Origin of the sequence: Nocardia sp. NPDC005746, assembly GCF_040630785.1 — a bacterium.
Lineage (GTDB): Bacteria > Actinomycetota > Actinomycetes > Mycobacteriales > Mycobacteriaceae > Nocardia.
In genome coordinates, this window is the sequence record NZ_JBEXYE010000019.1 from 129982 (window position 1) to 142183 (window position 12202).

At 71.6% G+C, this 12202-nt stretch carries 7 protein-coding genes; 1 reads left to right on the top strand and 6 read right to left on the bottom strand.

Annotated features, from left to right (window positions below):
* The first annotated feature begins 45 nt into the window (after window positions 1-45).
* Window positions 46-1443: an amidase gene (locus tag ABZ412_RS29240; RefSeq protein WP_357286335.1), complete on the top strand. Its 1398-nt coding sequence runs from the start codon at window positions 46-48 to the stop codon at window positions 1441-1443.
* 99 nt (window positions 1444-1542) lie between these two features.
* On the opposite strand, the gene ABZ412_RS29245 is transcribed toward ABZ412_RS29240, so the two are convergent.
* From ABZ412_RS29245 to ABZ412_RS29270, 6 genes are all read right to left on the bottom strand, one after another.
* Window positions 1543-2706, bottom strand: a complete 1164-nt coding sequence (locus ABZ412_RS29245; RefSeq protein ID WP_357286338.1) for a lactate 2-monooxygenase — start codon at window positions 2704-2706, stop codon at window positions 1543-1545.
* 159 nt (window positions 2707-2865) lie between these two features.
* Complete coding sequence (locus ABZ412_RS29250; protein ID WP_357286341.1) at window positions 2866-4290, bottom strand: FAD-binding oxidoreductase; 1425 nt, start codon at window positions 4288-4290, stop codon at window positions 2866-2868.
* 53 nt (window positions 4291-4343) lie between these two features.
* Window positions 4344-7265, bottom strand: a complete 2922-nt coding sequence (locus tag ABZ412_RS29255) for a BTAD domain-containing putative transcriptional regulator (protein WP_357286344.1) — start codon at window positions 7263-7265, stop codon at window positions 4344-4346.
* Between the two features lie 226 nt (window positions 7266-7491).
* Window positions 7492-8148, bottom strand: a complete 657-nt coding sequence (locus ABZ412_RS29260; protein ID WP_357286346.1) for a hypothetical protein — start codon at window positions 8146-8148, stop codon at window positions 7492-7494.
* 52 nt (window positions 8149-8200) lie between these two features.
* The gene (locus ABZ412_RS29265) at window positions 8201-11059 is read right to left on the bottom strand and encodes a BTAD domain-containing putative transcriptional regulator (protein WP_357286349.1); all 2859 of its coding nucleotides are present in this window, start codon (window positions 11057-11059) and stop codon (window positions 8201-8203) included.
* A gap of 119 nt (window positions 11060-11178) precedes the next feature.
* Window positions 11179-11988, bottom strand: coding sequence for a hypothetical protein (locus ABZ412_RS29270; RefSeq protein ID WP_357286351.1), 810 nt, complete (start codon window positions 11986-11988; stop codon window positions 11179-11181).
* Window positions 11989-12202: the final 214 nt, after the last annotated feature.

Sequence of the window (12202 nt, forward strand, 5' to 3'; positions counted from 1 at the left end):
GTACGGTCGGGCTGAGTCGGGAGAGTCGATGAGGAGGCCCGGATCATGGCAGCGCGAGTTCATGCGTTCACCGATGACGCGTTGGGTGAGCACGACGGCGTGGCGATCGCCGCGTTGATCCGGCGGGGGGAGCTCAGTGCCGCGGAGGTGGCCAAGGCGGCGCGGGAGCGGGCGGCTCGGGTGAATCCGGAGTTGAACGCGCTGGTGGTGGATCTGGATACGCCGCTGGTGTCGGGGGAACGGGACGCGCTGCTCTACGGTGTGCCGACCTACGTCAAGGACAACACCGACGTGTCCGGGATGCCCACCCAGCACGGCAGCGCGGCATGGCGAGCGCGGCCCGCGAAAGCGCACGGACCCTTCACGAAACAGTTCCTCAGCACCGGGATGACCGTGCTCGGGAAGACCACGTTGCCGGAGTTCGGGCTGAACGCCACGACCGAATTCGCCGATGCCGCACCGACGCACAACCCGTGGGCCACGGGATACTCCTCGGGAGCGTCCTCGGGTGGTGCGGCCGCCATGGTCGCGGCGGGCGTGGTGCCGATCGCGCACGGCAATGACGGTGGTGGCTCGATCCGCATCCCGGCCGCCTGCTGCGGGCTGGTCGGATTGAAGCCGACGCGGGGCCGCCACATCGACGGCCCGCAGGCCCGGTCCATGCCGATCAACCTCGTCTCCGAGGGTGTGCTCACGCGTACCGTCCGCGACACCGCCACGTATTTCGCTGCCGCCGAACGCTTCTGGCGGAATCCGGGGCTGCCGCCGGTGGGTCTGGTCGAAGGTCCCGCGCAACGCCGCCTGCGAATCGGTGTGCTCACCGAACCCATCACCGGCGCCCCGCTCGACCCGCAGGTCCGGGCCGTCCACGACGACACCATCGCCTTGCTGGAGAGTTTGGGCCACGAGGTGCGCCCCCTCCCGTACCCGGTGGATCGCGGCTTCGCCGACGACTTCGCCACCTATTGGGCGATGCTGGCGTTCCTGTTGGGCCGCACCGGCAAACTCACCCTCGACCGCTCCTTCGACGCCGCCCGCCTGGACCCGTTCACCCGTGGCCTGGCCGCGCGGTTCGGCGGATCCGCGCTGCGCTCGCCCGCGGTGCTCTACCGGCTCTCCCGCATCCGTCAGGCCTACGCCGCGTCCTTCCGCGATGTCGAACTCGTGGTGTCCCCGGTGCTGGCGAGCCTGACACCGCGCTTGGGCTACCTGAGCCCGGATCAGCCCTTCGACGAGGTCTTCGACCGGCTGTTGAACTACGTCACCTATACGCCGCTGGCGAATGTGACCGGAGCCCCGGCGCTGTCGCTCCCGATGGGCGCGTCCGCCGACGGCCTCCCGATCGGCATGATGTTCTCCGCCGCGCACGGCGACGAACGCACCCTCCTCGAACTCGCCTACACCCTGGAAGCCGAGCGGCCCTTCGCCCGCATCCAGCAGTGACCCTCGGCCCGTGTGACAGGAGATTTTGCCCTTCAAAGCAATTCGGCGGATTACCGGACCCGGGCGGGTCCGGTCAATGCACAGTGCCGAATCGCCGCGCTAGACCGTGACGGGCCGCAGCGCGTCCGGTGTCAGATCCTTCAGTGTCGGATACCCGTCCACGGCCATGATCAGATCCGCTTCCGCCAGCAGCGTGCGCAGCACGTGCACGATCCCGTCGGCCCCGCCCAATGCCAGCCCGTACGCGTAGGGCCGGCCGATGCCGACCGCCGACGCGCCCAGCGCGAGCGCCTTGATGATGTCCGCGCCGGACCGGACCCCGGAGTCGAACAGCACGGGCAGGCCGTCCGCGGCCGCCACCACGCCCGGCAGCATGTCCAGGGCCGGGAGCCCGCCATTGGCTTGGCGGCCACCGTGATTGGAGCAGTAGATGCCGTCCACACCCAGATCCTTGGCGCGGCGGGCGTCATCGGGGTGACCGATGCCCTTCACGATCAGCGGCAGCTTGGTCAGCGACCGCAGCCACGGCAGGTCGGCCCAGGTGAGCGGATTGCCGAAGACCTGGATCCAGCGCAGGATCGCCGTCTGCGGATCCTCCTCGGGCGACTTGGCCAGGCTCGCCCGGAAGACCGGGTCGGTGAAGTAGTTGGCCAGGCAGTGTCCGCGCAGCTGCGGGAAGTTGCCGGTCGACAGGTCGCGCGGCCGCCACCCGGTCACCCAGGTGTCGAGGGTGACGACGATGCCCTGGAACCCGGCCTTCTCGGCGCGCTCGACGAGGCTCGCGGCCAGGTCACGGTCGGTGGGGGTGTAGAGCTGGAAGAAGCCGGGGGTGTCACCGAATTCGGCGGCGACATCCTCCATCGGGTCCACCGTGAGCGTGGACGCCACCATCGGCACCCCGGTGCGCGCCGCCGCCCGCGCCGTGGCCAGGTCCCCGTGCCCGTCCTGCGCGCACAGCCCGATCACCCCGACCGGCGCCAGGAAAACCGGTGCGGCCCAGGTACTCCCGAACAACTCGACGGACAGGTCGCGCTCCTTCGCGCCGACGAACATGCGCGGCATCAGCCCCCAGCGATCGAACGCCGCCACATTGGCATTCTGCGTCCGCTCGTCGCCCGCGCCGCCCGCCACGTACGAGTACACCGACGGCGGCATCGCCGCCCGCGCCCGCTCGGCCAGATCCGCGTAGCTCACCGGCATCGCCGGCACCACTCCGCGCAACCCGTTGAAGTAGATCTCGTTCTGAAAATCACCGAATGCCACGCGCAACCTCCTTGTTCACGCACCGCCGCCGGAGCGCCCCGTCATTCTGCCAGCAGACCCTACCGGTGGGTAAGAAGTTGGGCAGCGGGACCTGCCGCACCCCGCGTGGTCTCTCGACCAGCGGCAGGTCCCGTCGGCGCTCGGAGCGGAAACCGGAGCTCAGCGCACCGGCGGATTCCAGCGCGCGGCCGGGGCGAACACCCCGGCCGGGTCGTAGCGGCGGCGCGTGTCGACGAGGCGATCGCGCTGCGGCTCGGTCCAGGCCGCCAGGGTGTCCGGCGCCCCGCCGAGCGGATTCAGGCCGAAGTTCGGCGTGGCCGCGCCCAGACTCCACCGGTCCATCGCCGACGCCACCCGGTCGAGTACCGCGGGGACCACGTCGGCGATCGGCGGGGCCAGCACGCCGACGGCGAAGACTTGGAACGCCGCGTGACGACCCGCGATCGTATTGAGCGACTGCGGGTCTCGCGCGATCGCGCCGCCGAACACCCGGATCTCGGCCATGCTGATCGGCGCCCCCACGACTACTCCGAGCAGGGCGTCGAGCGCCGCGTCCGGCAGTTCCCGCAGCAAGGTCCCGCGATCCAGTGCGGGCATCGGATGCGTCGGGTCATTATGGATGGAAGCCAATGCCGTGTAAGGCATTTCGGCGACGGTATCCAGCAGCGGCGCGGCGAGCGGGCGCAGCGGGGCCAGCAGCGCCGCACCCTCGGCGGCGTCACCGACGTGGGCGTAGCGCAGGTGCAGGACGGTGGCTCCGCGCAACGGTTCCGGAATCTCGGGCAGCGGCGGCAGATTCAGGATCGCGACCGAACTGGTGACCGTCTCCGGTGCGGCCGCCACCCAATTCCGCCACGCCCGCAGCACGACCGCCGCGTCCTCGATGCGGTACGTGAGGCTACCGGCGTACAGGGTGTGGATCGGGAAGAGCCGGAACGTCATCTGGGTGACGATGCCGAAGGCCGCGCCACCGCCCAGCAGGGCCCGGAACAGTTCGGGTTCGGTGTCGGGGGTGACGCGGCGCAGGGTCGCGTCGGCGGTCACCACCTCCATGGCGGTGACATGGTCGGCGGCGAAACCGTAGGTGCGCGCGATCGGGCCCAGACCGCCGCCGAGGGTGTACCCGACGACGCCGACGCTGGTCGAGGACCCGGCGAGCCCGGCCAGCCCGAACGGGGCGGCGGCGTCGAGGACCTGCTGCCAGCGCACCCCCGCACCCACGGTCGCCGTGCGCTGATCACGGTCGATCGAGATCGCGTCGAGCAGGGTGGTGTCGATGAGGATGCTGTCGGAGGGTGTCGGCAGCACGCCGTGACCGGTAGCCCGCACCGCGACGGTGTAACCCGTCTCGACGGCGACGCGGACGGTGGCCGCCACGTCGGCGGCGCTGCTGGCCACCACGACGGCCGCGGCCGCGTGCTCGATCGCCGCATTGAATCCGGCCGCCGAGCGCTGATACCCGTCCTCGCCAGGGGTGTGGACGGCACCGGCGACGGCGGCGCGCAGGCGTTCGACGACGATGGCGGCCGGAATCGGATGTCGGTCGAGGCCGGCCGGCGCGGCCGGATCGAAGACGCTGGACATGAGGCTCCTGAAAGTCGATGGTGCTGATCGATATTCAGGAGACCGCACGACGCTTATCGCGAACTTAGCTGCCGCCCAGCATCACCGGCGGGCTCGGAGGCGAGGGTGCTGACCAGCGCGTTCACTTCGGCGCGAGTCAATATCGCGCCTGCCGCGACACCCTCCTCGAACTCGGCCTCCGACAGCGCCGACCGGACCTCGGAGGCCTCGCGGACCGCATCGACCGGATCCATCACCTCCGGCAGGAACCCGATCCGTCCACCCAGCGCGCGGACCGCCCCGAGCATCCGGGCGCCGTCCGCGGGTCGGCCGCCGCGTGCCGCGAGCGCCGCGGCCAGCTGCACCATCACCAGCCACGACGTCACGTCCCCGTCCAGTTCCAACGCGGTCTGCATGGTGCGCAACGCGGTCCGCGCGTCGGCGATGTCACCGGCGTCCAGTGCGCAGCGGGCCAGCGTCCACGACGCGGAAGCCCCCGACCAGCGGTGCCCACAGCGCTCGGCGACCGCGACGGCCTCCCGCAGCGCTGTCCGAGCTTCCTCGGGACGGTTGCTGAACCGCAGGATCATGCCCTCGATCATCAAGGCCTCCGCCAACTGCCATGGTCTGCCGTCCGCGCGGGCGGCGGTGACAGCGGCCGCGGCGGTGACGGCCGCCTCGGGTGTGGGCTCGGCGATCGCGCGCATGTAGGTGGTCCACGACCACATCCAGGCGGCGGTGTCGAGATCGCCCGCTGCGGTCGCCACCTGCTCGGCCTGCGCGGTGGCCGCCGCACCCCGGTGCGGATCGCCGGAAAGATAGTGCAGCCCGCCCAATCCGCCGAGCGCCATGGACAGCGTCCCGGTTTCGACCCCGTGCCCGGGCGCCGCGCTCGCGTCGAGGGCGCTGGTGATGGCCGCGATGCCCTCTGCGATGAACCCGCGCCGGTACCAGAACCAGTGCAGGGCCGCGGCCAGCCGCAGCACGTACCCGGGGTCGCCGGCCGCGAAGGCGGACGTGATGGCGGCACGGTGCTCGGCGACATCGGCGCCGAGCGCGTCCATCAGCTCCGCCGAGCGCGCGTCCCGCAGCGGGACCGCGGCGGCCTCCGCCCGGTCCAGCACGCAGCGGCGGTGCTCCGCGCGCACCCGCTCGAGCTCGTCGGCTTCGCAACGGGCGAGCGCGAATTCGCGGATGCTCTGCAACATCCGGTAGCGGCGCGGCGACGACGCGGGCTGCACCCGCAGCAGCGACCGGCGCACCAGGCCGGTCAGCGGTTCCAGCACGGCCATCGAGTTCGCGACACCGTGTACGGCCGCGGCGGCGTCGATGTCGAAGCTTCCGGCGAAGACCGCGACGTCGCGCAGCAGCCGCGCTTCGGTGGGGTCGAGCAGGCGGTAGCTCCAGTCGATGGTGTCGGCGAGGCGGCGTTGCCGCACGGGTGCGGTGCGAGCGCCTCCGGAGAGCAGCGTGAATCGGTCGGCCAGGCCGTCGGCGATCTGCTGCTCGGACAGCACCCGCAGCTGCGCGGCGGCCAGTTCCACGGCGAGGGGAATGCCGTCGAGGTCGGCGCAGATCCGCCGGACCGGTTCGCGCACCGACTCGTTCAATGACCAGCCTGCCACCACACCCGCGGCCCGCGCGGCGAACAGCTCGACGGCGTCGGACTCGTCGAGCGGCGCCACCTCGAAGACATGCTCGCCGTCGACCGCGAGCGGCTCGCGGCTGGTGGCGAGGACCCGGATGCCGGGGCATCGGATCAGGAGGGTGTGCACCACGTGGGCGACCCCGTCGAGGACGTGTTCGCAATTGTCCAGCAGCAGTGTGCCTTCCCGGTTCGCGACGATGTCGGCGAGGCGATCGGGTGTGCTCGCGCCGAGGACCTGCAGCGACTCGGCGATCGTGGCGGCGACCAGGTCATCGGATTCGACCGGGGCCAGATCGACCCACCACGGCTCGTCCTCGGAGCCCGTGACCCGGGGCAGCCTCCGGCAGGTCTCGACCGCCAGCCGAGTCTTGCCGACCCCGCCCGTGCCGACCAGGGTCACCAGACGGGTGGCGCCGACCGCGCGGCCGATGTCGTCGAGTTCGGCCGTGCGGCCGACCAATTGGGTCCGCGGCACCGGCATGGGACAGGCCGGCGCGGTCTCGGGCACGGTGACAACGACGCGGGCGGGGGCCTCCGATCCGCGCAGCAGTTCCTCGTCATGGCGCAGGATGGCGGTCTCGAGCTCGCGCAGCCGGAGCCCGGGTTCGATACCCAGTTCGGTGTCGAGCCGGCCGCGGATGTCCCGCAGCGCCGCCAGCGCGTCGGATTGGCGTCCGGCCCGGTAGCGGGCCAGCGCCGTCAACTCCCAGACCCGTTCGTCGAGCGGATGCGCGACCGCCAAGGTCTCCGCGTCGAGCAGCGCGGCTTCGGCGTGGCCCGTCTCGAGCCGCAACTCCACCAGCGCTTTTCGCGCCCGGAGCTCGAGCGCGGTGAGACGGGAGATCTCCGGCCGCACGAAGTCGGCGTCGGCGATATCGGCGTACGGCGCGCCGCGCCACTCGTGGAGCGCGGCCTCGTACGCCCGCAGCGCCGTCGTGGTATCACCTGTGGCACGGGCTGCTTCGGCTGTCGCGAGGTGCCCGGTGAAGCGATGCGCGTCGATTCGGTCGGCGGCCAGATCCAACTGGTAGCTGGTGGCGGACCGAACGATCACGCCCGCCGCACCGCGCCGCCGGTCGGGCTCGAGTCGATCGCGCAGCTTCGAGATCCCGAAATGCAGTGACCCCACCGACGGTTCCACGGCGTCGTGCCACACCTGCTCGAGCAGCCGGTCCGCCGACACCTCCCGCGGGAACGCCGCGATCAAAGCCGCCAGCAAACTGCGCTGCCGCAGCCCGCCCAGATCGACCGGCCGTCCCTCGACCGTGGCCGCCAGCCCGCCCAGGACGTGCAAACGCACCCGCGGCCGCGCACCGTTCTCCTCGCCGTCACCCGGTAGATCACCCACGAATCACCTCACTAGCTCTCACTCGGCAATCTATCGCTGTGAGAACCGCGAAACGTATCAGCGTGCCGCACCACGCACCCGGCCCACCCGGCTCAGGCAGGGTGGAGCTACCGATCGGCTTGCCATCCACCCACTCCGACGCGATTGCCGCCCGCCGCGTGGACCTGGGAACCAGCCCCGCGAACCCGGACGCCCGGCACTCTGTCGGGCGATGGCCGGCAACCGGCTAGCTGTCGGTCGACGGCGCCGGGTAGCCGATCAGTCCCCGGGCATGGCCCAGGGCGTGGCGTCCGGCGATCATGCCGGGGGACAGCGATTGCCGGGCGATCGCGCCGCCGAGGGCCCGGATCTCGGCGAAGGTGATCGGCTGCCCGGCCGCGGCCGCCAGCAGCGCGTCGATGGCTGGGACGGGCATCGGATGCGCCGGGTCATGGTGGATGCATGTGGTGTCCAGCAATGGTGTGGCCACCTGCCGCAGCGGCGCGAGCAACTCGGCGCCCCGGGCCGGATCACCCAGATGGGCGTAGCGCAGGTGCAGGACCGTGGCCCCGTGCAGCGACGCGGGGAGGACGGGGACGGCGGGCAGGTTCAGCACCGCGACGGAGCTGGTGACGCAGTCCGGCGCGGTCGCCAGCCAGCCCCGCCAGGCCCGCAGCACGGTTCCCGAGTCCTCGACGCGATAGGTGAGTCCACCCGCGTACAGGGCGCCGGACCTGGTCGAGACGAGGACGGCGGGAGCGGCATCCGCGGCCGGGTGCCGGTAGGCGTCGGCTCCCGGCGTCGGCACCGCGCCCGCGACCGCCGCCCGCACTCGCTCGGCGACCCGATAGGCCGGAAGCGGACGCGCACCGGTGGGCGCGGGCGGATCGCAGACGCTGGACATGAAGCTCCTGTCACTCGACGGGGTCGTTGACGTCCAGCAGAATGCGTGCCTCTTAGCGCGAACTTAGCGCCCTGCCCGGCAGGCTCGCGGACTCGCCGAGAATGGAGCTGACCAGCACATTCACCTCGTCGCGGGACATCATCGCGCCCGCAGCCAAGCTCGCCTCGAATGCCGGTGGGGACAGCGCGTTCTCGACGGCGGCGGCCTCACGAGCCGCGTCGACCGGGTCCATCACCTCCGGCTGGAATCCGACCCGGATGCCCAGGGCACGGACCGCGCCGAGCAGGCGGGCCCCGTCGGCGGGGCGGTCGGTGCGCGTCGCCAGGGCCGCGGCCAGGTGAGCCATCACCAGCCACGAGGTGACGTCGCCGTCGAGCTCGACCGCGGTGTGCATGGTGCGCAGGGCGGTTCGGGCTTCGGCGTGGTCGTCGGCCTCGAGGGCGCAGCGGGTCAGGGTCCAGGAAGCCGAGGCGACGGTGAGGCGGTGGCCGCAGCGTTCGGCGACCGCGATCGCCTCGGTCAGGGCGACGCGCGCCGCGGCGGGACGATTCGCGTAGCGCAGGATTCGGCCCTCCACCATGAGCGCGTCGGCCAGCTGCCAGGGGCGGCCGTCGCGGCGGGCGGAGGCGACGGCCACGGCGGCGTCCGCGGCCGTGTCACGCGTCGGGTCGGCGACCGCGCGCAGATAGGTGGTCCAGGTGCGCATCCAGGTGGCCGTGTCGCGATCGCCCTCCGCGTTCGCGATGGAGGCGGCGCGCTCCGCCATCGCCACGCCGCGCACCGGATCGCCGGAAAGATAATGCAGCCCACCCAGCCCGCCCAGTGCGAGGGACAGGGTCGCGGCGTCCACGCCGTGGTCGGGCGGTTCGCTCGAGGCGAGCGCCGTCGTGATGGCCGGGATGCCCTCCTCGATGAATCCGCGCCGGTACCAGAACCAGTACAGCGCCGCCGCCAGCCGCAGCACGTACGCGGGGTCGCCGGCGGCGAACGCGGAGGCGATGGCGGCGCGGTGTTCGGCGACATCGCGGTTGAGAGTGTCCATCGCCTGCGCCGATCTGGCGTCGCGCAGATGCGCGGCCGCGGCCTGCGCCCGCTCCAGCACACACTGCCGGTGCGCGGCCCGGGCCCGCTCGAGCTCCTCGGCTTCGCAACGGGTGAGCGCGAATTCGCGAATCGTCTGCAGCAGCCGGTACCGGCGCGGCGACGAGGCGGGCTGCACCCGCAGCAGGGACCGCCGCACCAGACCGGTCAGCGGGGCCAGGACGGCCATCGACGAGGTCGCCCCGTGGACGGCGGCGGCCGCGTCGATGTCGAAACTCCCGGCGAAGACCGAGATATCGCGCAACAGCCGCGCTTCGGCGGGATCGAGCAGCCGGTAACTCCAGTCGATGGTGTCGGCCAGGCGGCGCTGCCGCACGGGCGCGGTGCGCGACCCTCCCTCGAGCAGCGTGAACCGGTCGGCCAGGCCGTCGGCGATCTGCTGCTCGGACAGCACCCGCAGCTGGGCCGCGGCCAACTCCACGGCGAGCGGGATACCGTCGAGGTCGGCACAGATGCGCCGAACCGGTTCGCGCACGCGGTCTTCGAGGCTCCAGCCCTCGACCATGCCCGCCGCCCGCGCGGCGAACAACAGGACGGCCTCGGACTCGTCCAGCGTCGGAACGTCGATGACACGCTCCCCGTCGAGGGCGAGCGGTTCGCGGCTGGTGGCGATGATGCGGACCTGCGGGCAGCGGGTCAGCAGGACGTTCACCACCTCGGCGACCCCGTCCAGAACGTGTTCGCAATTGTCCAGCAGCACTGTGCATTTCCGCGTCGCGACAATGTCGGCCAACCGCGCGGGCGTGCTCGCGCCGCATACCTGCATGGCCGCGGCCACGGTGGCGGCGACCAGTTCATCGGATTCGATCGGTGCCAGATCGACCCACGGCTGATCCTCGGCGGCTGGGCTCCTGGGCAGGCGGCGGCAGGTCTCCACCGCCAGCCGGGTCTTGCCGACCCCGCCGGTACCGACCAGGGTCACCAGTCGGCTCTCGCACACCGCGCGATAGATCTCGTCGAGTTCGTCCGCACGCCCGATCAATTGGGTACGGGGAACCGGCATCGGGCAGGTCGCCGCGATCAACGGGGTGACGGCCTGGACCGCGGCCGCCGACCCGGGCAGCAAATCCTCGTCATGGCGCAGGATCGCGGTCTCGAGTTCGCGCAACCCGACTCCCGGCTCGATGCCGAGTTCGGTGTCGAGCAGCCGCCGCACATCCCGCAATGCCGCCAGCGCCTCGGACTGCCGCCCGGCCCGGTAGCGCGCCAGCGCCGCGAGCTCCCACACCCGTTCGTCGAGCGGATGCGCGGCCACCAGCGCCTCGGCGTCGGCGAGCGCGGCCTCGATCCGACCCGTGTCGAGTCGCAACTCCACCAAGGCTTTCCGGGCCCGCAGTTCCAGCCCGGCCAGCCGCGCGATCTCCGGCCGCACGAAATCGGCGTCGGCGATATCGGCGTAGGGCGCGCCCTTCCACTCGCGCAACGCCGTTTCGTAGGCGCGCAGCCCGGCCTCGGAATCCCCAGCCGCGCACGCCGATTCGGCGTCGGCGAGCTGCCCGGCGAAGCGGTGCGCATCGATCCGATCCGCGTCCAGGGCCAGCTGGTACCGCGTCCCGGACCGCACGATCACCCCTTCGGCGCCGCGCCGCCGATCGGGTTCGAGCCGGTCGCGCAGCTTCGAGATCCCGAAATGCAGTGAGCTGAACGAGGGTTCGGCCGCATCGTGCCACACCTGTTCGAGCAGCCGGTCCGCGGACACTTCCCGCGGATAGGCCGCGATCAGGGCCGCCAGCAGACTCCGCTGCCGCAACCCGCCCAGGTCGACCGGCCGCCCCGACACCGTCGCGGCCAGCCCACCCAGGACATTCACCAACACCTCCGGCCGAACGCCGCCCCCCTCGGCGCCACTCGGCGGACCACCCACGAATCACCTCGCTACTACTCTCCCGCAATCTATCCCGCCGCTCGCGCGGCGGTATGGACGGGCGTTCAGTAGTGGGCGTTGAGGTATTCCGCCGCGTGGGTCGTCCACAACACGTTCGTGCCGGGCATGTTGTGGCCGGAGTACCGGACGTGCTCGCCGTCGGGCCACGGCGTCAGGTAGCCGAGCAGGCCGCGCACCGCGGTGGTGTAGCGGTCCAGATTGGCAACCGGGTTCTCGAGCAGGAAGTTCAGCAGCTCGTGGAACAGCATCGGGGTGAGGTTGCCGATGCGCGCGCCCTCGACGAGAGAGAAGGGGGAGATGGCGGTGTCGATGGCGCGCAGCGGGGAGTCGCCGGGGGAGGAGGTGATGATGTCGTCGGGGTTGGCGTACTCGCGCACGTCCAGGCCCGCCGGCCAGTCGCCGCGCTGCCCGTGCAGGCCGTAGGTGTGCGGCGGGCACAGGTTGCCGACCGACTGGCCCTTGCGGCGCATGGGGTTGGCGATGTTCACCGTGAACGCGATCTCGAGCGGCGACCCGTCGACATTGGTGTAGACGCCCGCGCGCACACCCTGCAGGATCGTGGCGGCCACGATCCCGCCGAGCGAATAGCTCAGCAGGCCACACACATTCGGCGAATCCTGGATGGCCTTGACCCCGGCCGCGACCCCGAGCCGCACCGAGGTGTTCAGCGAGGACCCCCAGGTGCTGGGCGCCGGGCCGATCTCGGCGGGCCAGTCCGGTTCGAACGCGCTGAACTTGCTCGAGTCGAGCAGCTTGGCGACATCGTGCAGCATGCCCGCCGGTGTCCCGTCCGAATTGCGCTGCTCCCCGGTGCCGCGCAGGGTGATGATGTCGATCATGGCGTTCGCCTCCATGCACCGAACCTTTCGGCGCGGATTCGACGCTAGAAGCGTCCTACCAGCTAATCGCGAGTAGTCGGCTACCCGTTTACAGCGGTGGGGCCGATCAGGGCATGCGGGACGCCGTGCGTCGGCCGGGGGCCGGAATTTCGGCGGAAACGACGAACGGCGGGCTGCAGAACTGCGGCAGCCAGCCGACCGGCAGCTCCAGCGCCTCGGCCCAATGCAC

What these genes read in the sequence shown, in the direction of transcription:
- ABZ412_RS29260 (WP_357286346.1), bottom strand. Translation starts at nt 8,148, where the DNA reads ATGTCCAGCGTCTGCGATCCGCCCGCGCCCACCGGTGCGCGTCCGCTT.
- ABZ412_RS29270 (WP_357286351.1), bottom strand. Translation starts at nt 11,988, where the DNA reads ATGGAGGCGAACGCCATGATCGACATCATCACCCTGCGCGGCACCGGG.
- ABZ412_RS29240 (WP_357286335.1), top strand. Translation starts at nt 46, where the DNA reads ATGGCAGCGCGAGTTCATGCGTTCACCGATGACGCGTTGGGTGAGCAC.
- ABZ412_RS29250 (WP_357286341.1), bottom strand. Translation starts at nt 4,290, where the DNA reads ATGTCCAGCGTCTTCGATCCGGCCGCGCCGGCCGGCCTCGACCGACAT.